Origin of the sequence: Streptomyces boluensis (genome assembly GCF_009908195.1) — a bacterium.
GTDB lineage: Bacteria > Actinomycetota > Actinomycetes > Streptomycetales > Streptomycetaceae > Streptomyces > Streptomyces boluensis.
Window position 1 is genome coordinate 1 of sequence record NZ_JAAAHS010000034.1, and the last position, 25,369, is coordinate 25,369.

General features: G+C 71.1%; 27 protein-coding genes. 17 read left to right on the forward strand and 10 right to left on the reverse strand.

The window, feature by feature from the left end; genetic code table 11:
- Nucleotides 1-227: 227 nt before the first annotated feature.
- The 3 genes from GUY60_RS07375 to GUY60_RS07385 all read left to right on the forward strand — a co-directional run bounded on the left by GUY60_RS07375 (nucleotide 228) and on the right by GUY60_RS07385 (nucleotide 4,950).
- Nucleotides 228-1,067 carry a nitrilase-related carbon-nitrogen hydrolase gene (locus tag GUY60_RS07375; protein WP_161695051.1) on the forward strand — a complete coding sequence of 280 codons (840 nt, stop codon included), beginning with the start codon at nucleotides 228-230 and terminating at the stop codon, nucleotides 1,065-1,067.
- A gap of 248 nt (nucleotides 1,068-1,315) precedes the next feature.
- The gene (locus GUY60_RS07380) at nucleotides 1,316-2,452 is read left to right on the forward strand and encodes a DUF2786 domain-containing protein (RefSeq protein WP_161695053.1); all 1,137 of its coding nucleotides are present in this window, start codon (nucleotides 1,316-1,318) and stop codon (nucleotides 2,450-2,452) included.
- A 113-nt stretch (nucleotides 2,453-2,565) separates the two neighbouring features.
- A complete protein-coding gene (locus tag GUY60_RS07385; RefSeq protein WP_161695055.1) occupies nucleotides 2,566-4,950 on the forward strand; it encodes an FUSC family protein in 2,385 nt (794 codons plus the stop codon).
- Between the two features lie 39 nt (nucleotides 4,951-4,989).
- On the opposite strand, the gene GUY60_RS07390 is transcribed toward GUY60_RS07385, so the two are convergent.
- The 3 genes from GUY60_RS07390 to rpmB form a co-directional block, all read right to left on the reverse strand.
- Nucleotides 4,990-5,511, reverse strand: a complete 522-nt coding sequence (locus GUY60_RS07390) for a hypothetical protein (RefSeq protein WP_161695057.1) — start codon at nucleotides 5,509-5,511, stop codon at nucleotides 4,990-4,992.
- Between the two features lie 78 nt (nucleotides 5,512-5,589).
- Nucleotides 5,590-5,895, reverse strand: a complete 306-nt coding sequence (gene rpsN / locus GUY60_RS07395) for a 30S ribosomal protein S14 (protein ID WP_161695059.1) — start codon at nucleotides 5,893-5,895, stop codon at nucleotides 5,590-5,592.
- Entirely contained in the window at nucleotides 5,895-6,131 is a 237-nt protein-coding gene (rpmB, locus tag GUY60_RS07400) for a 50S ribosomal protein L28 (protein ID WP_161695061.1), read from the reverse strand. Before rpmB ends, rpsN begins: the two co-directional genes overlap by 1 nt.
- A 75-nt stretch (nucleotides 6,132-6,206) precedes the next feature.
- On the opposite strand from rpmB, the gene rpmG reads away from it, so the two are divergent.
- The 5 genes from rpmG (at nucleotide 6,207) to GUY60_RS07425 (ending at nucleotide 8,581) form a co-directional block, all read left to right on the forward strand.
- Entirely contained in the window at nucleotides 6,207-6,371 is a 165-nt protein-coding gene (gene rpmG, locus GUY60_RS07405; RefSeq protein ID WP_161695063.1) for a 50S ribosomal protein L33, read from the forward strand.
- Nucleotide 6,372: 1 nt separating this feature from the next.
- Complete coding sequence (locus tag GUY60_RS07410; RefSeq protein ID WP_161695065.1) at nucleotides 6,373-6,627, forward strand: type B 50S ribosomal protein L31; 255 nt, start codon at nucleotides 6,373-6,375, stop codon at nucleotides 6,625-6,627.
- Nucleotides 6,627-7,760: a CobW family GTP-binding protein gene (locus GUY60_RS07415; protein WP_161695067.1), complete on the forward strand. Its 1,134-nt coding sequence runs from the start codon at nucleotides 6,627-6,629 to the stop codon at nucleotides 7,758-7,760. The genes GUY60_RS07410 and GUY60_RS07415 overlap by 1 nt, the downstream gene beginning before the upstream one ends.
- Nucleotides 7,761-7,765: 5 nt before the next feature.
- Nucleotides 7,766-8,038 carry a 30S ribosomal protein S18 gene (gene rpsR / locus GUY60_RS07420; RefSeq protein ID WP_161695069.1) on the forward strand — a complete coding sequence of 91 codons (273 nt, stop codon included), beginning with the start codon at nucleotides 7,766-7,768 and terminating at the stop codon, nucleotides 8,036-8,038.
- A gap of 324 nt (nucleotides 8,039-8,362) precedes the next feature.
- Nucleotides 8,363-8,581 (forward strand): DUF397 domain-containing protein, encoded by a 219-nt coding sequence (locus GUY60_RS07425; protein ID WP_161695115.1) that lies wholly within the window; start codon nucleotides 8,363-8,365, stop codon nucleotides 8,579-8,581.
- 200 nt (nucleotides 8,582-8,781) lie between these two features.
- On the opposite strand, the gene GUY60_RS07430 is transcribed toward GUY60_RS07425, so the two are convergent.
- A complete protein-coding gene (locus GUY60_RS07430) occupies nucleotides 8,782-9,285 on the reverse strand; it encodes an ATP-binding protein (protein WP_161695071.1) in 504 nt (167 codons plus the stop codon).
- Between the two features lie 330 nt (nucleotides 9,286-9,615).
- Here GUY60_RS07430 and GUY60_RS07435 point away from each other — a divergent pair, with 330 nt between their 5' ends.
- Nucleotides 9,616-10,515, forward strand: a complete 900-nt coding sequence (locus GUY60_RS07435) for a Sco1979 family transcriptional regulator (RefSeq protein ID WP_161695073.1) — start codon at nucleotides 9,616-9,618, stop codon at nucleotides 10,513-10,515.
- Between the two features lie 123 nt (nucleotides 10,516-10,638).
- On the forward strand, nucleotides 10,639-12,096 hold the full coding sequence (locus GUY60_RS07440; protein ID WP_161695075.1) for an aldehyde dehydrogenase family protein: 1,458 nt from the start codon (nucleotides 10,639-10,641) through the stop codon (nucleotides 12,094-12,096).
- 17 nt (nucleotides 12,097-12,113) lie between these two features.
- Here the strand turns inward: GUY60_RS07440 and GUY60_RS07445 are convergent, their stop codons facing one another.
- On the reverse strand, nucleotides 12,114-12,755 hold the full coding sequence (locus GUY60_RS07445; protein ID WP_161695077.1) for a PadR family transcriptional regulator: 642 nt from the start codon (nucleotides 12,753-12,755) through the stop codon (nucleotides 12,114-12,116).
- A 58-nt stretch (nucleotides 12,756-12,813) separates the two neighbouring features.
- On the opposite strand from GUY60_RS07445, the gene GUY60_RS07450 reads away from it, so the two are divergent.
- On the forward strand, nucleotides 12,814-13,533 hold the full coding sequence (locus GUY60_RS07450) for a bleomycin resistance protein (RefSeq protein WP_161695079.1): 720 nt from the start codon (nucleotides 12,814-12,816) through the stop codon (nucleotides 13,531-13,533).
- 7 nt (nucleotides 13,534-13,540) lie between these two features.
- Here the strand turns inward: GUY60_RS07450 and GUY60_RS07455 are convergent, their stop codons facing one another.
- Nucleotides 13,541-14,080: a DinB family protein gene (locus GUY60_RS07455; RefSeq protein WP_161695081.1), complete on the reverse strand. Its 540-nt coding sequence runs from the start codon at nucleotides 14,078-14,080 to the stop codon at nucleotides 13,541-13,543.
- Nucleotides 14,081-14,208: 128 nt separating this feature from the next.
- Complete coding sequence (gad, locus tag GUY60_RS07460) at nucleotides 14,209-15,636, reverse strand: glutamate decarboxylase (RefSeq protein ID WP_161695083.1); 1,428 nt, start codon at nucleotides 15,634-15,636, stop codon at nucleotides 14,209-14,211.
- 225 nt (nucleotides 15,637-15,861) lie between these two features.
- Here gad and GUY60_RS07465 point away from each other — a divergent pair, with 225 nt between their 5' ends.
- A complete protein-coding gene (locus tag GUY60_RS07465; RefSeq protein ID WP_161695085.1) occupies nucleotides 15,862-16,620 on the forward strand; it encodes a MerR family transcriptional regulator in 759 nt (252 codons plus the stop codon).
- 86 nt (nucleotides 16,621-16,706) lie between these two features.
- Here the strand turns inward: GUY60_RS07465 and GUY60_RS07470 are convergent, their stop codons facing one another.
- A complete protein-coding gene (locus GUY60_RS07470; RefSeq protein WP_161695087.1) occupies nucleotides 16,707-17,078 on the reverse strand; it encodes a YbjQ family protein in 372 nt (123 codons plus the stop codon).
- 172 nt (nucleotides 17,079-17,250) lie between these two features.
- On the opposite strand from GUY60_RS07470, the gene GUY60_RS07475 reads away from it, so the two are divergent.
- Nucleotides 17,251-18,024, forward strand: coding sequence for a DedA family protein (locus tag GUY60_RS07475; protein WP_161695117.1), 774 nt, complete (start codon nucleotides 17,251-17,253; stop codon nucleotides 18,022-18,024).
- A gap of 132 nt (nucleotides 18,025-18,156) precedes the next feature.
- Here GUY60_RS07475 and GUY60_RS07480 read toward each other — a convergent pair whose 3' ends face one another.
- Together GUY60_RS07480 and GUY60_RS07485 are read right to left on the reverse strand one after the other, a co-directional pair.
- A complete protein-coding gene (locus tag GUY60_RS07480) occupies nucleotides 18,157-19,812 on the reverse strand; it encodes a threonine/serine exporter family protein (protein ID WP_161695089.1) in 1,656 nt (551 codons plus the stop codon).
- Nucleotides 19,813-19,979: 167 nt separating this feature from the next.
- The gene (locus tag GUY60_RS07485; protein ID WP_161695091.1) at nucleotides 19,980-20,471 is read right to left on the reverse strand and encodes an inorganic diphosphatase; all 492 of its coding nucleotides are present in this window, start codon (nucleotides 20,469-20,471) and stop codon (nucleotides 19,980-19,982) included.
- Nucleotides 20,472-20,669: 198 nt separating this feature from the next.
- Between GUY60_RS07485 and dacB the strand changes: the two genes are divergently transcribed.
- From dacB to hpt, 4 genes are all read left to right on the forward strand, one after another.
- Nucleotides 20,670-22,226, forward strand: a complete 1,557-nt coding sequence (gene dacB / locus GUY60_RS07490) for a D-alanyl-D-alanine carboxypeptidase/D-alanyl-D-alanine endopeptidase (protein WP_161695093.1) — start codon at nucleotides 20,670-20,672, stop codon at nucleotides 22,224-22,226.
- 52 nt (nucleotides 22,227-22,278) lie between these two features.
- Nucleotides 22,279-23,409: an Rv3626c family coenzyme F420 biosynthesis-associated protein gene (locus tag GUY60_RS07495; protein ID WP_161695095.1), complete on the forward strand. Its 1,131-nt coding sequence runs from the start codon at nucleotides 22,279-22,281 to the stop codon at nucleotides 23,407-23,409.
- Nucleotides 23,410-23,621: 212 nt separating this feature from the next.
- Nucleotides 23,622-24,692, forward strand: coding sequence for a tRNA lysidine(34) synthetase TilS (gene tilS / locus GUY60_RS07500; RefSeq protein WP_161695097.1), 1,071 nt, complete (start codon nucleotides 23,622-23,624; stop codon nucleotides 24,690-24,692).
- A gap of 43 nt (nucleotides 24,693-24,735) precedes the next feature.
- Entirely contained in the window at nucleotides 24,736-25,275 is a 540-nt protein-coding gene (hpt, locus tag GUY60_RS07505) for a hypoxanthine phosphoribosyltransferase (RefSeq protein ID WP_161695119.1), read from the forward strand.
- Nucleotides 25,276-25,369: the final 94 nt, after the last annotated feature.

Here is a 25,369-nt window from a genome sequence, read left to right on the forward strand (position 1 = left end):
CTCGCTCACAGGTGCGAGTCTTGCAGCCGCCACTGACAACGCCCCTGCCCCGCGCCGAGCGCCGCCCCTCCCCGAGCTCTCCGCCCCGCGCTCTCCTCCCCGACCTCTCCGCCCCGCGCCGAGTGCCTCAGCCGCACGTACCGTGGAATCGGTTGAATCCCTGGAATCGGTACGCAAGGGGGTGGAAGGGGTGTTCCGGTACGTAGCGTCTACGTGGAGGAGTGCCGATGCGGGTGGCCCTGGCCCAGACGGACTGTGTGCTCGGCGCGGTCGACGAGAACCTTGCCGTCGCGCGTGACCAGGTCGAGCAGGCCGTCGCCCAGGGTGCCGACCTGGTCGTCTTCCCGGAGCTGAGCCTGCACGGCTACCACCTGGGCGGCCTGGAGCGGGACACCTCCGTCGAGACCCGCGACCCCCGGCTCCTCGAGCTGAGCACCCTGGGCGCCGACGTCCTGGTCGGCCTGCACGAACACACCGCCCTGCGCGCGTACAACACCTCCGCGTACTACGCAGCGGGTCAACTCCTGCACGCGCACCGGAAGTTGTACCTGCCCAACTACCTGGCCTGGGAGGAGCGCAAGCACGTCAGCCCCGGCCAGTCACTACGCGCGTACGACCTGCCGGGCGGGCACGGCCGGGCCGCGACGCTGGTGTGCAACGACGCCTGGCAGCCGGTGCTTCCGTGGCTGGCCGTGCAGGACGGCGCCGAGGTCATCGTGGTGCCCACGAACAGTGCCGCGAGCCTCGACCCGGAGGCCATGGACACCGGCCTCTACTGGGACACCCTGCTCTCGTACACGGCCCGGATGCTGCAGTGCTGGGTGGTCTTCGTGAACCGCGTGGGCAACGAGAACGGCGCCACCTTCTGGGGCGGCTCCCGTGCCGTCGACCCGCGCGGCACGGTCGTCGCGCAGGCACCGAAGTGGGAACCGGCACTGGTCACGGTCGACATCGACGTGCACGAGGCCCGTAGGCAGCGCCGCGCGGTGCCGTTGGTCGCGGAGGCCAGACTCGGCCTCGTGGACCGCGAGGTGCGGCGCCTGATCGACGAGGGCGGCGACAGCTAGGCCCCCGGCGGCCCCCTCTCGGGCACCGCCGATCAGCCCACCGGCGACCCCTCCCCGGCACCGCCGACCAGCCCACCGACCGCCCCGGCATCAGCCTCCGACCAGGGACGTATCGTGAACGCGGCGCACGCGCGCGTGGTGGCGGGCACGCACGAGCAGTGGCGCACACGCGCGTGGCAGGCAGCAGGCATCAGCAGCCCGTGCGCGTCAGGAGGCACAGGGAGGCCACTCATGCCGGCGAGGCACTCATGTCTGACGTGACGGACGCGGTCGACCGGGCCTTCGCCGCCGCCCTGTACGCCGACGGGGACGACGGTGTGGACCTGGGTGCCGCCCTGCTCACCGCCGACCCCGCGCGCGTGGACGAGGCGCGGCGCCGTGGCGAGGAGTTCGTCCGCGCGGCCTGGGCGCGCGGCTGGCAGCCCGCCGATGTCGTACGCGTGGTGCGCCGCGAGACCGACGAAGCGCACGCGGCCGTCGCGGCCGAGCTGATCAGGGACGAGGTGCGGCGGTACGAGGCCAAGGGGCTGCCCCCGCGCTGGCAGCGGCAACTGGACGAGCTGCCGGAGCAGGGGCGGCGGAGCGACCGGTTCCTTTACGCCACCGCCCTGTTGGAGCTCTACCGGCTGCTGCTCCGCCTGCCCTCGATCGAGCCGGTCGGCCCGGCGCCGGGAACCCCCGTGCACGCGCGCGTGGTGCACGCCGAACCCAAGATGCTGTCCCGGATCAGGGCCCTGCTCGCCAAGGCGGAGGCCACCGGGTACCCGGAGGAGGCGGAGGCACTCACCGCCAAGGCGCAGGAGTTGATGGCCCGCCAGGGTGTGGACGAGGCGCTCCTGGCGCACCGTACGCACGCGCCGGACACCCCGGTCGCGTGCCGCGTGGGCGTCGACGCACCGTACGAGACGGCCAAGGCGATCCTGCTCGACGCGGTGGCCGGGGCGAACCGCTGCCGCGCGGTGTGGAGCGAGGCGTTCGGGTTCTCCACGGTCGTGGGCTTCGAAACCGACCTGGAAGTCGTCGAGTTGCTGTACACCTCGCTACTCGTGCAGGCCACGGCGGCGATGACGGCGGCGGAGTCGGCGCAGCGCGCGGGCGGCCGCAAGCGTACGAAGGCGTTCCGGCAGTCGTTCCTGCTGGCCTACGCGCACCGCATCGCCGCCCGCCTCGACGACGCCGCGGCCCAGGGCACGGCGGCCGCGGGCGCGGAGGCGGGGGCCGCGTCGGCCGACCTGCTGCCGGTGCTCGCTGCGCGCGATGTGGCGGTGACGGAACGCGCGGACGAGATGTTCCCGGAAACGACCAGTACGCGCGTGCGTTCCGCCCAGGACGCGGCGGGCTGGCACGAGGGCACGGCGGCGGCGGACCGGGCCACCGGCATGTGAGACGGCCGAGGCACGACCCGGCCACCGGCTTGCGAAACGGCCGCGGCCCGCTGATCGCGGAACCCTCGGACTGGGCCTCCTCCTTGTCGGTCCCACGACGTATCCTCGCGAACGTGAGCTGGCTGCGAGCCCTGAAGGACACCGCGCGATCGGGACTCAAGGTCGAGCGGCGCCGCCTCGAGCCCTTGATCACGGTCCGGGCGGGTGTGGGCCTTGCGATCGTCGTCGGCATCAGCCTGTGGCTGTTCGGCCCGGCGGTCGCCGCGAGTTCCGCGTTCGGTGCGTTCCAGGCCGCGATGGCCACGTTCCAGCGCAGTTGGCGGCCCCGACCGGTGCTCGCCCTCGCCTCCGGCGTGAGCCTCGGTATCAGTACGTTCCTCGGGTATCTCACCGCCTCCCATGTGGTGCTGTTCCTGGCGCTGCTCGCGCTGTGGACCTTCCTCGCGGGCCTGAGCTGGGCGGTCGGCCCCACGGTCGGCATCATCGCCGCGTCGAACGTCGCGATGATGCTGGTCACGGTCACCCTGCCGAGCACGGTCGCGGAAGCCGCGGGGCACGCCGCGATGATCGCCGCGGGCGGCCTGGTGCAGGCGGCCCTGATCGTCCTGTTCCCGGTACGGAGATGGGGCGCCCAGCGCGACGCCCTCGCGGACGCGTTGGCCGCCGAGGCCGACTACGCCCGCCGGCTGCGCCAGGACCCGGTCGCGCCCTTCGATCCGGCCCCGCTGATGGCCGCCCGGGACGCGGCGACCGTCACCCCGCGCCAGGCGCGCCGCCGCCCGGCCGAACTCCACGGCGCCCGCGGCCTCGCCGAGCGCATCCGCCCTGTCCTGGCGTCGCTCGCGGACCCGGCGGTCGGCGTACCCGCGGAGGGCCTTGAGCGTGACCGGGTACGGGAGTTGCTGGCGGCGTCCGGGGAGGTCCTGGACACCGCGGCCCGCGCGATCCGGCACGGCGAACCGGCCGAGCTGCCGCCCGCCGCGCTCGCCGCCCTGCGCACCCCTGACACCGGCGCGATCCTGAGCGGCCCGCCGCGCCGCGCGGCCACCCGGCTCACGGCGCTCCTGGACGACGTGGTCGAGATCGCGGACCCGCCGAGCTCGGTCTCCACCAGGCGCTCCCTGCTGGCGTCGCTGCGCGCCATGGGCAGCCACCTCACGCCGACCTCGAAGCCGCTGTCCCCGAATCCGCCGCCCTCGAAGTCCCCGGCCCCGGAACCCCAGCCGCCGGAAGCCCAGTTGCCGGAACCCCACCGCTCGGACCCCACCAGCGGCCCCTCCATGTCGGACACCCTCCAGACGCTCACCGCCTCCGACACCCAGCCCATCACCCTGTCCCGGCCCACGCTGCCCGGTCTCGCCCCGGTGGCCGCCCGCAAGCTCCGGGACGAACTCGCGCGGGACACCCGGGACTCGTCGATCAAACGGCACGCCATCCGCGTCACGGTCGTTGTCGTCGTCGGCTATCTGATCGGCCAGGCCCTGCCCCTGGGACACGGGTACTGGGCGCCGATGGCCGCCGTCATGGTGATGCGCCCGGACTTCTCGCAGACCTTCGGCCGCGCCGTGGCCCGCTTCGGCGGCACCCTCGTCGGCGTCGCCGTGGCCACCGGCATCGTCCAGCTCACGGACCCGGGCCCGGTGCTCTCCGCCGCCCTGGCGATCACCTGCGCCTCGCTGACGTACCTGCTGATGCGCACCGGGTACGCGGTCTCGCAGGTGACGATCTCCGCGTACGTGGTGTTCCTGCTCGGCATGGGCGGCACCGAGTGGACCCAGACCGTGCCCGAGCGGGTCGTGCTCACCCTGGTCGGCGGGGTCCTGGCGATGCTGTCGTACGCGGTGTACCCGGCGTGGGAGACCCCGCGGCTTCGCACCCGGCTCGCCGACTGGCTGGTCGCGGGCGGGAGTTACGCGGCCACGGTCGTGCACCACTACGCGGAACCGGCGGGACGGCACTGCACCGATGTGCGCGAGACCCTGCTCACCATGCGGGACGCCCGGATCGCCTGGCAGGACGCGGTGGAGCGGGCCGAGGACGAGCCGGTGCGGCACCGCGGCCTCTCCCGCGCGGCGGCGGAGGACGCCGGGCACGCGCTCGCCGAGATGGCCCGGGTCGCAATGCTGATGGAGGCCCACCTTCCGGAGCGCGGCACCACCCCCGTACCTCCGGCGGCCGAACTGGCCGCAGCCCTGCGGGAGTCCACCGAGCGGGCCGCCAAGGACGTACGCGAGCGGCGGGTGCCCGACTGGGAGCAGTTGCGGCGGGTGCTGCGCGACTGGAACGGCGACGATCTGCCCGACCGGGTGGTGCGTCGCGGCGGCCGCCTGCTGCTCGCCTCGCTCGACGAGCTGTCCGCCGCCCTGGGCGACGGGAAGCCGCACACGGAGGACGCAGAGGGCGCCGAGAACGCCGAGGGCACGGACAACGGCAGACCGCGCACCAAGGACGCGGAAAGCGGTGAGCCGCGGCCCCCGAAGGGAACCGCGGCCCACTGAACGCCCGTACAGGGCAAGGGAGTTGCCCCGCAGGAGGCCTCAGCCCTGCGGCATGCCCTCGGGCATCCCGGTCGGCAGGCCCTCCGGCAGCTTGCTCTCGTCGGACTTCTTGAACGAGTCGGTGCCGACGCCCGCCCAGGTGACCTTCATGGAGGTGGCGTCGACGGAGTCGATCGTGCCCATCTCGCGCTTGCCGCCGCCCTGGCACTTCAGCGCGATGGTCTGCCCGCCCGCCTCGGCACCGGCCTTGCCGACGCAGGTGACGCCGGTCGTCTCGCCCACACCCATCTCGGCGAGCACGGCGACCTTGCCGCCCTGCTGGACGGAGAGCGCGACCGACGTACCGTTCGTCACGGAGACCCACAGCCCGTCCAGGCTGCCCGGCCCCGCCTCGGCGCCGTCGGAGCCGCCGGTCGTGCCGCCGGAGGTGTCCTGGCCGGCCTCGCCGGACGAGGAGTTGTCGGTCTTCCGCTTGCCGCCGTCGTCGCTGCTGCACCCGGTCAGGACGAGAGCGGTCGCGACAGCGGCCGCGGCGGCGCAGATACGTACATGCTTGAGCACGGTGTGGTCCCCCTGGAAACCTGGATGGCCGGACAGCTGGAGAGCTGTCTGTCTCGGCTCTGAGAAAGCCGGGCCAAGCTACCAGGACGACTTACGGACCCCGGGCAGATGCCCCGCGTGCGCTTCCTCACGCAGCTTCACGCGGGACAGCCCGAAGGCGCGCAGATAGCCGCGCGGACGCCCGTCCACACTGTCCCGGTTGCGTACGCGCGTGGCGCTCGCGTCCCGTGGCTGGGCCCGCAACTCCCGCTGGGCAGCGGCACGTTCGGCGTCCGGAGTGCCAGGGCTGCGGAGGATCTCCTTCAGCTCCGCGCGCCGCCGCGCGTACCGGGCGACGACCTCGCGGCGGTGCTCGTTCCGGGCGATCTTGCTCTTCTTGGCCATCAGACCCGCACCCCCCGCGCACGGATCCGGGCGACGGCCGCCTCGACGCCGATCGAGTCGACCGTCCTGATGCCCTTGGTGCTCAGCGTCAGCCGGATGTGCCGGCCCTCGCTCGCCAGCCAGTAGCGCTTGCGCTGGACGTTCGGGTCGAAACGGCGCGAGGTGCGCCGGTGCGAGTGGGACACGGTGTTGCCGAACCCGGGCGCGCGGCCGGTCAGCATGCAGTGCGCGGACAAGGTGAAGCACCTCTCTGTGGGCTCGCCTCAACGCGAGCTTGGTAATGGAAACCATTTTCATTTACTGTAGCCCACATGGCCCGAAACGAACTACGCCCCGTGATCAAGCTCCGGTCCACAGCGGGGACCGGCTTCACCTACGTCACCCGCAAGAACCGCCGCAACGACCCGGACCGCCTGGTGCTCCGCAAGTACGACCCGGTCGCCGGACGGCACGTCGACTTCAAGGAGGAGCGCTGAGATGAAGCCCGGAATCCACCCCGCGTACGGCCCTGTCGTCTTCCGCGACCGCGCCGCGAACTACGCCTTCCTCACCCGCTCCACGGCGCGGAGCGACAAGACGATCGAGTGGGAGGACGGCCACACGTACCCCGTGATCGACGTGGAGATCTCGGACCGGAGTCACCCCTTCTACACCGGCACCGCGCGCGTCCTCGACACCGCGGGCCGCGTCGAGCGCTTCGAGCGCCGGTACGGCACGGACAAGGGCCGCTGATGGCGCGGGAGTTCGGGGTCGCCCTGGTCGCCGGGCTGCACGCGGAGGCCCGCAGGGCGACCGTCGACCGGCTGCTCGCCACCGTGCCGGACAGCGTCGCCCTGCACCACGACCTGTCGACCGCGGCGCAGGGCACGGTCGTCCGCACGGTCCGCGACGCCACCGGCGTGCTGTCCACCGGCGGGGCCCCGCTCGTCAACGACTGTGCCTGCTGCGCGCTGCGCGAGGACCTGGTGCCCGAGGTGGAACGGCTCGCGGACGCCGGACTCACCCGGCTCGCCGTGGTCGAGCTGTGGGACTCGGTGGAGCCCAAGGCGATGGCCGAGGTCGTCGCGTCCGGCGGCCTGCGGGTCACCGGAGTCCTCACCGCCGTCGACCCCGCGCTGCTGCTGCCCTGCCTCGGCAACGGCGACGACCTGAGCGAAGCCGGGCTCGCCGCCGCCACCACCGACCAGCGCACCGTCGCCGACACCTGGGCCCGGCAACTCGAGTACGCGCCCGTCCTGGCCGTCGTCGACAACCCCCTGGCCGATGACGAGGACCGCGCCCTGCTCGCCCAACTCCACCCCACCGCACGGCAGGTGTCCGTGGAGCGGGGCGATCTGGCGGGCGCGGCGCTCGGCGGGTTCGACGCCGAGGCGGCCGCGGCGGCCCAGCACCCGGCCAGCGCGCTGCTGCCGCAGGAGGCGGACGAGGCCGGAGTGGGCACCTACGTCTGGCAGGCCAGGCGGCCGTTCCACCCGGAGCGGCTGTACGCGGCCCTGGAGGACCTGGCCTGCGCGGCGGCGCGCAGCCGCGGCCGGTTCTGGCTGGCCGACCGGCCGGACACGCTGCTCGCCTGGGACGCGGCCGGGGGCGCGCTCTGCGTGGAGAGCGCGGGGCCCTGGCTGGCCTCCCTGCCGGACGCCGCCTGGGAGTTGATGCCCCCGATGCGCCGGGCCGCCGCCGCCCTCGACTGGCACCCCGAGCACGGCGACCGCTGCCAGCACCTGGTCTTCACCTCGCCGGGGCTCGACCGCGACGGGCTCCAACAGGTCCTCGACTCCTGCCTGTTGACCGATTCCGAGTACGCCGCGGGCCGCGAGTCCTGGAAACGCCTTGCGCCCGCCTTCGACGCCTTCCTGGAGGTCTGACACCCATGTCCCGACGCAGCGACACAAGCAAGCCGAGCAGCGGTAACCCGGCCGGCAGGTACGGCAAGCCGGTCAAGAGCCGCCCCAACCCGCTCGACGAGGCGGACATCACGTACATCGACTACAAGGACACCGACCTGCTGCGGAGGTTCCTCTCCGACCGCGGCAAGATCCGCTCCCGCCGGGTCACGCGGGTCAGTGCTCAGCAGCAGCGGCGCCTTGCACGGGCGATCAAGAACGCCCGCGAGATGGGACTGCTCCCGTACGCGAGCCGGTGAGCCCGGAGCTCGCCCGCCGGTCCTGGATCCGAAACGGCTCCGCGCCCGTCTCTCCTTGTGAGTGAGGGGCGCGATCCGGACGATCCGGTCCGGCCGATGCCGTACGAGAGGCGTACAAGATCACGAGAAAGGGGGCGGAGTCAGGTCGTACTGCCTGGTCGGGGGCGGATGCCGCAAGCGCTGTAACCAGGCAACCACCCCGCGTGCACGTGCATCTGCCCATGCACCCGCATGTGAACGGGGTTATGATCCGGGTCAGTTGACCGCTTGGCTAACACGAGTCACGGCACCACCGGGGAGCGACCTGTGCATGTGTACAACGGCATGGCGGCCACGGAAATCGACGGTGTGGTCTGGCAGAAGAGCATGCACAGCAATTCGCAGGGCTCCTGTGTGGAGTTCGCGAAGCTGACGGACGGCAGCGTGGCGGTACGCAACTCACGCCACCCCGACGGTCCGGCCCTCGTCTACACGCGCGCCGAGATCGAAGCGATGCTTCTGGGCGTCAAGGACGGGGAGTTCGACCACTTGGCAGCGGGCTGACCGAGCACTAGCTGAAACGGTTCGGCAGACCGAACGGGGCAGGGGCGGCACTCGACGCGAGGCAGCGCCCGGCCGCCAACAAGCGCCCGGAACGCAACAAGCAACCGGCATGCGACAAGCGACCGGCACGCGACAAGCCCCCAGAACGCAATAAGCGCCGGGCACGGAACCGCGCCCGACGCCCGTCCCGGTCCCGCTCGTCAGGACCGGTCCGGCGTCAACTGGAAAAGCGCCCACACCATCTTGCCGCCGGACACGTCCGAGAGCGGGTGCCAGCCCCAGCTGTCGGCGAACGAGTCCACGAGGAACAGGCCGCGTCCCGACTCCGCGGAGAAGTCGGCGATCTCCTGGTCGTCACTGGCCACGGGCGACTCGGGGCTGGGGTCGCGCACCGCGCACACCAGACGCGAGGTCCAGCGCATCAGGTGCAGGCGTACCGGTGGGTCCTCGTCGCGTGGGGTGTCCGCGGGCAGCGCGTGCCGCAGGGCGTTGGTGACCAGCTCGGAGACGATCAGCGCGACGTCGTCGAAGCGCTCGTCAAGGTGCCACTGCCCGAGCGTGCGACGGGTGAACTGCCGGGCCGCGCGCACCGCTTCGTAGCGGGCGGGCAGCGCGCAGGACGCCGCGGTCGACACCGCTGCGGGGTCGAGAGGGGGCACCCCCTGCCGTAACGGCTCGAGCATGGTCGATCCATTCGTCCCCATGCGAGGCACTCCCCGGTTTCGCGGCCAGTCAGCCAGTAGCGATGTTGCGGTGGTGCGCGGGGCCCATCGTTCCGAATGCGCAGGGCGGATGCAAGGGCAGATGCACGTGCACGCGCCAGAGTTGAGCCCTCCCGTACCGGTTCTTGCTCATTTCTTCCTGCCCCCTGTTTCGTAGCTGTTCTGTGAGAGGACTGTTTCTGTAATCGACTGAGTACGGGGCGGAGCGTTTTAATGGCAGACTTCGGCTCCTGGCGGCGGGTGGAGACCAACTCCCCGACGGCCGCGACATTCCGGTTCCGGTAGACGGGGAGAGTGGGGAGGGTTGGCCGCGTGACCGTTGGAGAGTCATGGGGGTCCCCCCGAGCGAGCGAGTCCGAGCCTGGGGGAGGCTCTGTCGTACGGCGCATCCTGCTGGGTTCGCAGCTGCGGCGGCTGCGTGAGTCGCGCGGCATCACACGCGAGCAGGCCGGCTACTCGATCCGTGCGTCCGAATCGAAGATCAGCCGCATGGAGTTGGGACGGGTGAGCTTCAAGGCGCGGGACGTCGAGGACCTCCTTACGCTGTACGGCGTCACGGCCGAGGCCGAGCGCGGACCACTCCTCGGCCTCGCCAAAGAGGCCAACGTCGCGGGCTGGTGGCACAGTTACTCCGACGTTCTACCCGGCTGGTTCCAGACCTATGTCGGCCTCGAGGGCGCCGCTTCGCTCATCCGGGTCTACGAAGTCCAGTTCGTGCACGGCCTGTTGCAGACCGAGGCCTATGCGCACGCGGTCGTCTCCCGTGGCGCCCCCGAGCTGAGCCGGGCCGAGACCGAGCGCCGCGTCGCGCTCCGTCTTGAGCGGCAGAAGGTGCTGGTGTCCGAGCGCGCGACCCGCTTCCACTGCGTGCTCGACGAGGCCGCGCTGCGCCGTCCGTACGGCGACCGGGCCGTGATGCGGGGGCAGTTGGAGCACCTCATCGAGATCTCGGAGCGGCCGAACGTCACCCTCCAGGTCATGCCGTTCGGCTTCGGCGGCCACGCGGGCGAGTCCGGCGCCTTCGCGCTGCTGCGGTTCCCCGAGTCGGACCTCTCCGACATCGTGTATCTGGAGCAGTTGACCAGTGCTCTGTACCTCGACAAGCGCGAAGAGGTCACTCAGTACGAAAAGGTCATGGACCGCCTCCAGGAGGACAGCCCCAACCCGGACGAGACCCGGGATCTGCTCCGTGGACTCCTCCAACTGTCCTGAAACACAAGTACGATGACGTCCCATCAGGAGCTGTGTCGTGCGTCCGCGTGCGGACGGCAGGGCTCCGACCACGGCGGCACCGACCATGCCGACCACGCACCCGAACCCGCGGTAAGGGGTCGTATGTCCTTCTTCACCGACCTTGCCAAGCAGTACATCGACGGCGAGTGGCGAACCGGCAGTGGCTCGTGGGACATCATCGATTTCAATCCGTACAACGGCGAGAAGCTGGCCGCCGTGACGGTCGCCAGCCGCTTCGAGGTGGACGAGGCCTACCGCGCGGCCGAGCGCACCCAGAAGGAGTGGGCGCTCAAGAGTCCGTATGTGCGGCGGGCCGTCGTCGAGCGGGCGCTGCGCATCACCGAGGACCGTGAGGCCGAGATCGTCGACGCGATCATCGACGAGCTCGGCGGCACCCGCCTCAAGGCGGAGTACGAGGTGCACCTCGCCAAGGAGTTCCTGCGCGAGGCGATCCAGCTGGCGCTGCGCCCCGAGGGCCGGATCTTCCCGTCCACCACGGACGGCAAGGAGAACCGGGTGTACCGCGTCCCGGTCGGCGTCGTCGGGGTGATCAGCCCCTTCAACTTCCCGTTCCTGGTGACGATCAAGTCGGTGGCGCCCGCGCTCGCGCTCGGCAACGGCGTGGTGGTCAAGCCGAACCAGAACACCCCGGTGGTCGGCGGCGGTCTGATCGCCAAGATCTTCGAGGACGCGGGACTGCCCGCCGGACTCCTGAACGTCCTGGTGACGGACATCGCCGAGATCGGTGACGCCCTCATAGAGCACCCCGTGCCGAAGGTGATCTCCTTCGCCGGTTCGGACCGCGTCGGCCGCCATGTCGGAGCGGTGACGGCCAGTCACTTCAAGCGCGCCATCCTGGAGTTGAGCGGGAACAGCGCCCTGGTCGTGCTCGACGACGCGGATGTGGAGTACGCGGTCGACGCCGCGGTCTTCAGCCGGTACGTGTACCAGGGCCAGGTCTGCATGGCGGCCAACCGGATCCTCGTGGACCGGTCGGTGCAGGAGGAGTTCACCGAGAAGTTCGTGGCCCGCGTCCGGGCGCTCAGGACCGGAGACCCGCGCGATCCGGAGACCCAGATCGGCCCGGTCATCAACTCCTTCCAGGCCGACGCCCTGACCACGCTCGTGGACCAGGCGATGGCCGAGGGCGCCACGGCCCTTGTGCGGGGTCGTACGGTCGGGAACCTGGTCGAGCCGACCGTGCTCACCGGTCTGCCCGAGGACTCGCCGATCCTGCGCCAGGAGATCTTCGGCCCGGTGGCGCTCCTGGTGCCCTTCGAGGGCGAGGACCACGCGGTCCGGCTGGTCAACGACACCCCGTACGGCCTCAGCGGCGCGGTGCACACCGCCAATGTGGAGCGCGGGGTGAGCTTCGCGCGCCGGATCGAGACGGGCATGATCCACGTCAACGACGGCACGGTGCACGACGAGCCGTTCGTGGCCTTCGGCGGCGAGAAGCACTCGGGGCTCGGGCGGCTGAACGGCGACTCGACGGTGGACGCGTTCACCACCCAGAAGTGGATCTCCGTACAGCACGGCCGGAGCCGCTTCCCGCTGTAAGTCCCCCCAGGGGCAGGTCAGTTCTCGTCGCCGGGGTGTGGCTCACCGGTCGCGTACGGGTTCTCCTCGCCCTCGGGGAGCACGCCCACGAACGGCTCGCCCTCGCCGGAGAACACGTACGCCCCGTTCTCGATGCGCTCGATGAGGCCGCGGGTCCACTCGGCGCCGGCGTCCGCCGAGTGCACCCAGAAGTTCATGATCTCCCCGATGTGGCCCAGCTGTTCGGGCCCGTCCTGCGGGGTGTAGTACTCGGTGACCGAGGCGCGCCACTCCCGCAGGCCCTCGACGCGCTGCTTCAGCAGGTCCACGGCCTCCGCGCGCGGCAGGTCGACGATGAAGCCGATCCCCGCCGACAGCACGTCCATCTTCTGGTCGTACGAGGTGAGGGCCTCACGGAGCAGGCTCAGGTACTCCTCGGTGCCCTGCTCGGTGATCTCGTACTCGGTACGCGGCGGACCGCCCGCGGTGGACGGCGCGACCTCGTGGGCCTTCAGAAGTCCCTGCTTCGCCATCTGCTTCAGGGCGTGGTAGATCGAGCCGGGCTTGGCGTTGGACCACTCGTGAGCGCCCCAGAACTCCAGGTCGTTGCGGACCTGATAGCCGTGCGCCCGGCCGTGCATGCGGACGGCGCCGAGCACCAGGAGCCTGATCGCGGACATGAGCCGCTCCTTCTTCGTCCGACTGCAACTCTAATCAACTTTGACTAGGGTACCCGTCATGACCGAGAAGACCATCCCCCTCCTCCCGTGCCACGCGGTCGAGCCGCTCGTGGAGTTCTACGTGGCGCTCGGCTTCGAGGTGACCTTCCAGCAGAAGAGTCCCTATCCGTACGTGGTGGTCGAGCGCGGTGACGTGGAGCTGCAGTTCTTCGGGATGAAGGGCTTCGACCCGGCCGCGTCGTACGGCGCCTGCTACGTCCTCACCGAGGAGGTGGACGCCCTCTTCGAGACGTTCCGCGCCGGGCTCAAGGCGGTGTACGGCAAGGTCCCCGGCCGGGGGCTGCCGCGGATCGGCCCGCTCAAGGACATGGCGTACGACATGCGGCAGTTCCTGCTGACCGATCCCAGTGGCAACTCGATCCGGGTCGGCCAGCCCATCGAGGGCGGCGACGGCCACATCAAGCCCGCGCCCCCGGGCACCTTCGAGCGCGCCCTGCACTTCGCCACCCTCTTCGCCGACTCCAAGGAGGACCTCGCGGGCGCCGCGCGCATCCTGGACCGCGTCATCGGGCTCCGGAACGAGAAGCCGACGCCCGTGCAGCGGGTCCGGATCCTCGCGCTGCGCGGGGACATCGCGCACCGCGCGGGCGACGCGGAACTGGCCGCCCGGATGCGCGAAGAGGCGGACGAGCTCGCCGCCCTCCGGCTCGATCCGGAGGGGGCCGAGCTGGTCCGCGCCGACCTGGAGCGGCTGCGGGAGGTGACGGGAGGGGACTGACCCGGCGCTACCGGCCCTGCTGCTCCAGGGCCACCAGCTCGAAGGCCGTCCTTCCGTCAAGGGACTCGCGGATGATGTCCGCGTGCCCCGCGTGCCGGTCCACCTCGCTGATCAGCCGCAGCAGCAGCCAGCGCAGCGAGACCCGCTCCTTGGGGAACCAGGGCTGCTCCGGCAGCGCGAAGGTCTCGTCGAGCGTGGGTGCGGAGCGGATGAACTTCTCGGTCTCCTGGGCGACTTGGTCCCAGTACGCGAGCTGCGAGGCGACCGTCTCCGTACCCACGAGCACGAAGCACTCGTGCCAGTTGGACTCGTCGCGGGCCACCGCCGGGTCCTGGCCCCTGGCGCGGGCCACCCAGCCCTGCTCGGCCTCCGCCACATGCTTGACCAGGCCCGAGAGGGAGAGCTCGCTTACGCTCGGCCGGCTCGCGGCCTGCTCGTCGGTGAGGCCGAGCAGGGTCCTGCGGATGCCGCCGCGGGCCTCGTCGAGGAAGGCGAGCAGCGCGCCGCGCTCGTCGCCGTGCGCCTCTGCGGGAACGTGCTTGACCATGATCGGCCGCCTCTCTGTCGTCGCCGGTGCCGGGCGGTTCCGGACTTCTCGATGACGACGCTACGGACCCTTGCGGTCAGCTTCTGTCCGCAAGCGCGCCTCAAGTGCGGGGCGCCCTGGACGGTGTCCTAGTGATGGAAGGCCGTCGCCTCCGTGCCCGCGCGCGGCGCCGGGCGCGGCTGTCGGCGCAGCTCCGGGAGGAGCTGCTCCAGGTCGGACAAAAACAGCGCGGCCAGGTCGGCCGAGAACCCGTTCCGGCACACCACCCGCAGCACCGACAGGTCCTCCCGGTGCGCGGGGAAGGTGTACGCGGGCACCAGCCAGCCGCGCTCGCGCAGCCGACGGGACACGTCGAAGACGTCGTACGCCGTCACCTCGGGCGAGGTGGTGAACGCGAACACCGGCAACTGGTCGCCCCGGGTGAGGAGTTCGAAGTCGCCGAGGGAGTCGATCCGTTCCGCGAGCCCCCGCGCCACGTCCCGCGAGGCCTGCTGCACGGCCCGGTACCCGGCACGGCCGAGCCGCAGGAACGTGTAGTACTGGGCGACCACTTGTGCCCCCGGACGCGAGAAGTTGAGGGCGAAGGTGGGCATCTCGCCGCCCAGGTAGTTCACCCGGAACACCAGCTCCTCGGGCAGTTCCTCGGCCGACCGCCACAGCGCCCAGCCGACGCCGGGGTAGACCAGGCCGTACTTGTGCCCGGACGTGTTGATCGACGCCACCCGGGGCAGCCGGAAGTCCCACTCCAGGTCCTCGTCGAGGAACGGCGCGACCATGGCGCCGGACGCCCCGTCCACGTGTACGGGGATGTCCAGACCGGTTCGCTCCGCCAACTTGTCGAGCGCGGCGCAGAGTTCGGCCACCGGCTCGTACGAACCGTCGAAGGTGGAGCCGAGCACCGCGACGACGCCGATGGTGTTCTCGTCGCACAGCTCGGCGGCGGCGCGCGGGTCGAGGTGGTAGCGCTCGCCCTCCATGGGGACTAGGCGGGCCTCCACCTCCCAGAACTCGCAGAACTTCTCCCAGCACACCTGCACGTTGACGCCCATGACGAGATTGGGCCGGGCCTCGCGCGAGGGGTAGCGGTCGGCGTTCCGCTTCGCCCAGCGCCGCTTGAGCGCCATACCGGCGAGCATGCACGCCTCGCTCGACCCGGTGGTCGAACAGCCCACCGTGGCCTGCGGATCGGGCGCGTGCCACAGCTCGGCGAGCATCGCCACACAGCGCCGCTCCAGCTCGGCGGTGCGCGGGTACTCGTCCTTGTCGATCATGTTCTTGTCCCGGCACTCCGCCATCAGGACGCTCGCCTGCGGCTCCATCCACGTGGTGACGAAGGTGGCGAGGTTCAGGCGGGAGTTGCCGTCGAGCATCAACTCGTCGTGCACCAGCTGGTACGCCGTCGCGGGCGGCAGCGGCTCGTCCGGCAGCCGGTGCCTGGGCGGGGCCTCGGTCATGCCGGAGACCGGGTTCGCCTCGCCGAAGAAGGGGTTCAGGGCGAGCCTGCGCAGATCCGCGTCCGGCTCGGGCTGCGGTCCGGCACCCTTGTGCAGGGGCATCGCGGCGCCTCTCTCTCGGTTCTCTCGTGTCTCTCGGGTCTCTCGTGCGGGACGGCTCCGATGCGTACGCGAGCCTCACGATATCGGGGCAAACGGGACATGGTCCTGTCGAGCGGGCCGCCCGTGGACCGCCGGAGACGCCCCGGCGATACGGGCTTGCACCTCACGTGACGTGAGGCCTCAGGGTGATGCCGTACCGAGAAACACCGAAGGGAGCGGGTGGCGATGAGCTACTCCGTAGGGCAGGTCGCCGGATTCGCCGGGGTCACGGTGCGCACGCTGCACCACTACGACGGGATCGGCCTGCTGGTCCCCAGCGAGCGCAGCGGCGCCGGCCACCGGCGCTACAGCGACGTGGACCTGGACCGGCTGCAACAGATCCTGTTCTACCGGGAGCTGGGCTTCCCGCTCGACGAGGTGGCGGCACTCATCGACGACCCGGACGCGGACCCGCGCGACCATCTGCGCCGGCAGCGCGATCTGCTGTCCGCGCGGATCGCGAAGCTCCAGGAGATGGTCGCCGCCGTCGAAACGGCCATGGAGGCGAAGAAGATGGGCATCAACCTCACGCCCGAGGAGAAGTTCGAGGTCTTCGGGGACCACGACCCGGACCAGTACGAGGAAGAGGTCGAGCAGCGCTGGGGCGACACCGAGGAGTACGCGGAGTCGAAGCGCCGCCAGGCCTCGTACACGAAGGAGGACTGGCTGCGGATCCAGCGGGAGGGCGACGAGGTCACCCAGCGCTTCGTGGCCCTGATGGAGGCGGGCGTCGACCCGGAGTCCGAGGAGGGCATGGATGCCGCCGAGGCCCACCGGCAGTGGATCTCCCGCAATCACTACGACTGCTCGTACGAGCTGCACAGCTGCCTCGGTGAGATGTACGTGTCCGACGAGCGCTTCACCGTGAACATCGACCAGGCGAAGCCGGGCCTCGCCGCCTACGAGCGCGACGCCATCCTCGCCAACGCGATCCGGCACGCGTGACGGAGCGGCCGGCCGGCCGGTCGGCCGTGACGCGGTAAGGGGCGCCCTCCATTGCGGGGCGCCCCTTACCGCGTACCTCTGTGGTGTCAGGTCTCCGTCCGGGCGATCACCGCGGCCGTGCCGTACGCGCACACCTCCGCCGCGCCGTCCATCGCCTCGGTCACGTCGAAGCGGAACATCAGGACCGCGTTGGCGCCACGCGCGCGTGCCTGCTCCACGAGCCGTTCCATGGCCTGGTTGCGGGTCTCCACCAGGGTCTTGGTGAGCCCCTTGAGCTCGCCGCCGATCATCGACTTGAGGCCCGCGCCGATCTGGCTGCCCAGGTGCCGGGACCTGACCGTGAGACCGAAGACCTCGCCGATGACCTGCTGCACCTGGAATCCGGGCACGTCGTTCGTCGTGACCACCAGAACGTCCGACTCTGGGGTCTGACCACCGCCGAAGTCCTCGATGCCCATGTTCGTCCACCTCCGTCGCCTTGCCGCCGTTGACTGCACAGCTTGGTCCCGATATGTGACTGGTGCATCCCGGGGGCTCCGGTGGAACCTGGTCCTTGTCCCTCGCGTTGATAACTTGGAGCGGCCACTTCGGCCGTTTCTCTTCACCGACCCCCAGGAGCCCGGACCCGTGATGACGACGCTTGCGCTCGGACCAAGCTGGCTCGATCCGGACTTTCTGCTGAACAAGTTCGGACTCATCGGCCTGCTGATCATCGTCTTCGCCGAGTCCGGCCTGCTGATCGGCTTCTTCCTGCCGGGTGACTCCCTGCTGTTCACCATGGGCCTGCTGGTGGCGACGGGCAAGCTCGACACCGCCCCGCTGTGGCTGGTGTGCACGCTGGTCTGCCTCGCCGCGATCCTCGGCGACCAGGCGGGCTATCTCTTCGGCCGCAAGGTCGGCCCAGCCCTCTTCAACCGCCCGGACTCCCGCCTCTTCAAGCAGGAGAACGTGGCGAAGGCACACGAGTTCTTCGAGAAGCACGGCCCGAAGTCCCTGGTCCTGGCCCGCTTCGTGCCGATCGTGCGGACGTTCACGCCGATCATCGCCGGCGTCTCGAAGATGAACTACCGCTCGTTCATCACGTTCAACGTCCTCGGCGGCGTCCTGTGGGGCGCGGGCGTGACGCTGCTCGGCGCCTGGCTCGGTCAGATCGAGTTCGTGCACAAGAACATCGAGGCGATCCTGATCCTGATCGTCCTGATCTCGGTCGTGCCGATCATCATCGAGTTCCTGCGGGCCCGCTCCAAGAGCAAGAAGGCAGTCGCGGCCACGGACACGGCCACGGGCACCGGCAAGGCCCCCGGCACGGACACGCACACGGACAAGCCCACCCAGGCGCTGCGCCAGGCGTCCCCGCACGGCCAGCCGGACCAGCAGCAGCGCGGCCGGCACGCCAAGCGCTGAGGGCTTAGCACCGACCCGGAGCACTTCCCGGACCCGTACGACCGAGGGCGACGCACCACGTGTGCGTCGCCCTCAGCCGTACGGGAAACACGTGCTCCGGACCGGAAACCGCTGGTCAGAAGCCGTGCGTGATCAGAAGCCGCGCGTACGCTTCGCCGCCCGGCGTCCGCTCGGGCTCTCCGCCCCCGGCACCCGCAGGAACAGCCGGGCCAGCTCGCCACCGAGGTTCACGCCGATCGCGATGGCCAGGGCGAGCGCCGCCGCCTTGGACAGCGCCGTGAGCCCCGCGTTCAGGTCGTTCTGCGCGATGTTGAGCAGCCCGAAGTACGTCGACGAACCCGGAAGGAGCGGCCCGATCGCCGCCGTGACGTACGGCAGCGCCGAGGCGAAGCGGTAGCGCGAGAGCAACTGCCCGAACAGGCCGACAAGGCCGGCCGCGACCGCGGTGGCCGCCACCGGCGACAGCTCGCCCGCGTCGGCCATCGCCCCGTAGATCACCCAGGCGACCCCGCCGTTGAGCGTCACGAGCAGCACCGTGGACCGCTCCTGCTGGAGCAGCACCGCGAACGCGCACGAGAGCGCCATCGCCGCCAGGGTCTGGATGTACGGCCGGCTGGTGCTGTGGATCACCGTCTCCGGGTTGAGCCCCGCGTCGAGCCGTACGCCCAGGTAGAGCACCGTGAGCACGCCGATCACGATGCCGACGACGAGATAGCCGACCTCCAGGAGCCGGGCCGCGGCGGTGATGTAGTAGCCGGTCAGCCCGTCCTGCACACCGGCGACCAGGGCCCGCCCCGGGATCAGCGCGAACAGCCCACCGGTGATCACCGCGGAGGCCCGTACGTCCGGCAGGTCGAGGAGGCTGATCGCGACGCCCATCCCGGCGGGCGGCATCGCGGCGGCGATGAACTGGTAGAACTCCGGCAGCCCGCGCCCCGCGCACAGCCAGGCGAGACGGTCGCCGAGCATCGCGCCGGCGGCCGCCGCGATGAACACCACGACCGTGCCGCCGACCAGCGTCGCCGCCGCTCCGGCGAGCAGCCCGGCCGCGGCGGTGAGCGCCCAGCCGGGGTACGGGTGCCGGTTACGCCGGATCTCCGCGAGGCGGCGGTAGGCCTCCTCCAGGGTCACGTCGACGTCTTCGCTGCCGATGTCGTCGACGAGCGAGTACACGGCCGACAGACGCGTGTAGTCGGTGCCCCGGCGGCGTACCGTCCGCGAGGCCGTCACCGGGTCGTCGACCAGGGACGGCTGGTGCGAGATGGAGAGCAGCGTGAAGGTGACCGTCGGCTCGCAGCGGTCCAGGCCGTACGAACGCGTCACGGCGAACATCGCCGCCTCCACGTCCTCGGCCCCCTCACCGCCCGCGAGCAGCAACTCGCCGATACGCAGCGTCAGGTCGAGCACGCGCGGGACGGCGGGGCCCGCCTCGTCGTCGTTCGCCTGTGTCGCCTCCGGCGCGGGCCGCTCGGCGACCGGGGTGCGCAGCATGGTGCGCATCCGGTCCTGCCAGGGCGCCTCCTTGGTCAGCTTGACCATGGGGATGCCGGTGGGCGGCGTGAACGCGGGGGAGAGCCGGGCCTCGTAGTTGGGCGGCGGCTTGAACGCCGAGGTCTCCAGATCCTCCGTCGTCGCCGGGATCCGCAGGCCCTGCGGAATGGTGAACTCGGAGGTCGGATGCTCCTCCTCCGGCACAGGAGGCGTCCCCACTCCGCCGACCGGGGAGAACGCGCTGTGCGCCTCGTCCGACTGCGGCTTGCGGTCTTCCTCCTCCGCGGTGTCAGCCACCTTGTTCCACCCTCTGCTTCCCCTCGGGTCTCAGGCCGTTCGCACGCTTCTGTGACCCGTGTACGCACCTCCGATAGGCCCAGTATGAGCATGGACACACGAAGAGGCCGCGCGGACCCCCACCAGGGGTGCGCGCGGCCTCTTCGGCGGAGTTCGCGGTGCGGGGGTCAGTGACCGCCCTGCTCCTCGAAGCGCTTGTACGAACGCTCGATCTCGGCCTCGGCGTCGGTGCGGCCGACCCAGTCGGCGCCCTCGACGGACTTGCCGGGCTCCAGGTCCTTGTAGACCTCGAAGAAGTGCTGGATCTCCAGGCGGTCGAACTCGGAGACGTGGTGGATGTCCCGCAGGTGCTCCACGCGCGGGTCGGAGGCCGGCACGCAGAGCAGCTTGTCGTCGCCGCCCGCCTCGTCCGTCATCCGGAACATGCCGATGGCGCGGCACTTGATGAGGCAGCCGGGGAAGGTCGGCTCGTCCAGGATGACCAGGGCGTCCAGCGGGTCACCGTCCTCGCCGAGGGTGTCCTCGACGAAGCCGTAGTCGGCCGGGTAGCTGGTCGAGGTGAACAGGCGACGGTCCAGACGGATACGACCGGTCTCGTGGTCCACCTCGTACTTGTTCCGCGAACCCTTCGGAATCTCGATCGTGACGTCGAACTCCACCGGATGCTCCTCAATGATCAACACAGATAACGGGCGATGCTGCGTCCTCCCGTGGGACGCCGCCGTGAACAGCGGCTACTCCGCGGGCACCAACTCCGGCCTTTTTATGTGGCCGGACCCACCGCGGTGCGATCCCGCGGCAAGACGCAGTGGTTAAGTGTCCCTCACGCTGGTGTGTGATCGCGAAAGGGGCTGGTCATGGTGGGCGAGCTCAAGGTGCGGCGGCTTCCGGGGCTGCGGTGGCTGAGACGGCCGACGAAGCTCCCCGAGCTCCCACGGACCCCTCGGCCCACGCGGCTCAGGAACGTCACGACCTGGCAGCTCACGGCAGGCGCGGCCACGGTCGGCCTCGCACTCTCGGCCGTGGCGGTGACCGCGGCCGGCCCTTGGGACTCCGGTCAGCGTACGGCCGAGCGGGCCGCGGCGGTCGACTCGGGGCGTGACGGTGGCACAGATCACGGCGACGGTCGTGAGCCGTCCGCCGCGCCGAGCGCCCCCGGCGTGCTCACCGCGCTCGGCGCCCCCGCGGGCGGCGCACCCGCCCCCACCGGCGGCGCCCTCGCCGATGTGCTCGACCCCCTCCTCAAGGACCCCTCGCTCGGCGCCGACCGCACCGCCTCGGTGGTCGACGCGGCCACCGGTACGGAGGTGTACGGAGCGAAGGCGGGCGACGCCGTCGTCCCCGCGTCGACCATCAAGATCGCCACGGCCGTGGCGGCGCTCTCGGCCCTCGGCCCCGACCACCGCATCGTCACCCGCACCGTGATCGAGCCGGGCGCCACCGACAGCGCCGACCCCGCGAAGCGCGCCGACGTCGCCCTGGTCGGCGGCGGCGACCCCACCCTGACCGCCCGCAAGGGCACCCAGGGCAACGCCAGCCTGCACACCCTCGCCGACGCCACCGCCCACGCCCTGGGCGACCGCGGCGTCGACAAGATCAAGCTGTCCTACGACAGCTCCGCCTACGCGGGCCCCGAGCTGCACCCGATCGGCCCGAACGAGAACATCGCCCCGGTCAGCGCCCTCATGGCCGACGAGGGCCGCCTCGACGACTCCACCAGCGGCCCCGCCCCGCGCACCGCGGAACCGGCCCGCGACGCCGCCCGCACCTTCGCCGGGCTGCTGCGCGACCGGGGTATCGACGTCAAGGGCGAGCCGGGCCCCACCAAGGCGGGGGACGGGGCGAAGACCCTCGGGTCCACGAAGTCCGCCCCGCTCGACGCGCTCGTCGAACGCATGCTGACCCACAGCGACAACGACATCGCCGAACACCTCGCCCGCCAGACGGCCCTCGCCGCCGGTGAGCCGGCGAGCTTCGACGGCGCCGCCAAGGCCGTGAAGAAGCAGCTCGACAAGCTCGAACTCCCGGTCAAGAAGGGCAAGTTCGCCGACGGCAGCGGACTCGACCGCAAGGACCGGGTGACCTCGAAGCTGCTCACCGCGCTCCTCGCCCGCGCCGCCGACCCGGACCACCCCGAACTGCGCCCCGTCCTCACCGGCCTCCCCGTGGCGGGCTTCACCGGCACCCTGCGCAGCCGCTACGCCGCCGGCGGCGCCACCGCCCCCGGCACCGGCCTGGTCCGCGCCAAGACCGGCACGCTGACGGGCGTGAACACCCTTGCCGGCACGGTCGTCGACGCGGACGGACGACTCCTGGTCTTCGCGTTCACCGGCTCCGGCACGGGTGACGCCAAGGCCGCCCAGTCCACCCTGGACCGGCTCGCGTCGACGGTCGCCAACTGCGGCTGCCGCTGACCCCACGGTCCAAGGCGGTCCACGGCAGGGGTCGACAACGTACGGTTGACGCATGACGAGCATCGGTGGTGCTGCATCTTCAGGCATGGTCGACTGGAATCTCGCGGTGGCGACCGCGACCCGGCTCGTACGGCCGGGGCCAGAGGTGAGCCGGGACGAGGCGCGCGCCGTCGTCAGTGAGCTCCGCGCACACGCCAAGTCGTCCGAGGAGCACGTGCGTTCCTTCACCAGGATGGCGACCGACGCGGCCCACGACACCCCCGTACTCGTCGTCGACCGCGCCGGCTGGGTGCGGGCGAACGTCGCGGGGTTCCGGGAGATCCTCAAGCCGCTCCTGGACAAGATGGAGGACCGGCGCGGCGGCGGTGCGGGCGGCGCGATGATGGGCGCCGTCGGCGGCAAGGTCACCGGGGTCGAGCTCGGCATGCTCCTCTCGTTCCTCGCCTCGCGCGTACTGGGGCAGTACGAGACCTTCGCCCCGCCCAGCCGCGACCTGCCCGCGGGGGCGAACGGCGGCGGCCGCCTGCTCCTGGTCGCGCCGAACATCGTCCACGTGGAGCGTGAACTCGACGTGGACCCGCACGACTTCAGGCTCTGGGTCTGCCTGCACGAGGAGACCCACCGCACCCAGTTCACCGCCGTGCCGTGGCTGCGCGACCACCTCGAGGGCGAGATCCAGTCATTCCTTGGCGAGACCGAGGTCGACCCGATGACGGTCCTCGAGCGCCTGCGCGAGGCCGCGTCGTCGCTCGCGGGCAACCGCTCGGACGAGGAGGACGAGGGCGGCAGGACCCTCGTGGAGATCGTGCAGACCCCCGCCCAGCGCGAGATCCTCGGCCGCCTGACCGCCGTCATGTCGCTGCTCGAAGGGCACGCGGACTACGTGATGGACGGCGTCGGACCCGCGGTGGTGCCGTCCGTCGGCGAGATCCGGGAGAAGTTCAAGGAGCGCCGCGCCAAGGGCGCCTCCCGCCTGGACCAGGCGCTGCGCAAGCTCCTCGGCCTCGACGCCAAGCTCCGGCAGTACCGGGACGGCGAGCGGTTCGTGCGCGCGGTCGTCGAGGAGGTCGGCATGGACGGTTTCAACCGCGTCTGGACCTCGCCCAACACCCTCCCCACCAAGGCGGAGATCGCCAAACCGGCGGACTGGGTCGCGAGGGTGCACCGTAGGACAGAGTCATGAGTGCCGCGCCGCGGGCGGCAGAAGTGAGCCGCCGTAATCACCCTTCCGAGGGACCGTGAGCCAAGGGTAGGCGTGCGATGCTCGGGTAGCCGCTCGTCTCTGTCACCATCGACACACTCTGAGTGACTGCACTCGGAGTAAACGATCTCCAGTGACTCCACAGCGACTCCACCCGAGGCACACCTCCCCAACTTCACGAAGGGAACCGGACCATGGGTCCCCATCCAGCGGTCGCGGCGATACGCCTGGCGGTCCGCCGCGTACTCCACGACGTCCTCACCGATCTCGCCGCCCGCGACCTCGCGACGCACGCCGCCCCCGTCGGCGGACCGGCCGCGAACCCCGCGCCCGAACCGGCCCGCGCCCCGCTCGTCCTCGTCGCCTGCTCCGGCGGCGCCGACTCCATGGCGCTCGCCTCCGCCCTCGCCTTCGAGGCCCCCAAGCTCGGCATCCGCGCCGGTGGCGTCACCGTCGACCACGGTCTGCAGTCCGGCTCCGACCTGCGCGCCGCCGAGGTCGTCGCCCGGATGACCGCCCTGCGCCTCGACCCCGTCGCCTCCGTCGCCGTCTCCGTGGGCCGTGACGGCGGCCCCGAAGCCGCCGCCCGCGACGCGCGGTACGCCGCACTCGACGCCACCGCCGAACAGCACGGCGCCGACGCGATCCTGCTCGGCCACACCCGCGACGACCAGGCGGAGACCGTCCTGCTCGGGCTCGCCCGCGGCTCCGGCATCCGCTCCCTGTCCGGCATGGCCGCCGTCTCCGGCGGACCCGGCGTCAGCGGCCGGTACCGCCGGCCCTTCCTGCACCTCGACCGGCAGACCGCCCGCAAGGCCTGCATGGTCCAGTCGCTGCCCGTCTGGGACGACCCGCACAACGCCGACCCGGCCTACACCCGCTCCCGGCTCCGCCACGAAGGGCTGCCCGCCCTGGAGAAGGCACTCGGCAAAGGAGTCGTCGAGGCCCTCGCGCGTACGGCCCAGCTCTCCCGTGACGACGCCGACGCCCTCGACGACTGGGCCGCGCGGGCCGAGTCGTCCGTACGGGACACGGACGGGCTCCTGGAGTGCGCCAAGCTCTACGCCCTGCCGCCCGCCGTACGCCGCCGTGTGCTGCGCCGAGCGCTGATCGCCGCGGGCTCTCCCGCCGGTTCGCTGTTCGCCCGGCACATCGAGGAGGTCGACCGGCTGATCACCGGTTGGCGGGGTCAGGGAGGCATCAACCTCCCCGGCCGAGTGGAGGCTCGACGGCAGGGTGGCAGACTTGTCATCCGGCAGGGCTGACACACGGCGAACCGAAAGTGATGTGCGGGTGGACGCGAAAGACATGGGCACCGACCTGGAGTCGGTGCTCATCACCAAGGAAGAGATCGACGCGAAGCTGGCCGAGCTGGCCGCGAAGGTCGACGCGGAGTACGCGGGCAAGGACCTCCTGATCGTCGGTGTCCTCAAGGGCGCCGTGATGGTCATGGCGGACCTGGCGCGTGCCCTGTCCACCCCGGTCACCATGGACTGGATGGCGGTGTCGTCGTACGGCGCCGGGACCCAGTCCTCCGGTGTGGTCCGGATCCTCAAGGACCTCGACACCGACATCAAGGGCAAGCACGTCCTGATCGTCGAGGACATCATCGACTCCGGCCTCACCCTCTCCTGGCTGCTCTCCAACCTCGGCTCCCGCGAGCCCGCGTCCCTCGAGGTCTGCACGCTGCTCCGCAAGCCGGACGCCGCGAAGGTCGCGATCGACGTGAAGTGGGTCGGCTTCGACATCCCCAACGAGTTCGTCGTGGGGTACGGCCTGGACTACGCGGAGCGGTACCGGAACCTGCCGTTCGTCGGCACTCTGGCTCCACACGTGTACGGCGGCTGAAGCCGTTCGCGTACTTCACGGGAACCCTTGCGGTGTTCCCGCCGTTGGAGCATGGGAAGACGGGAATGCCCGCCGTCCCCTGCGCCTTCGGGTG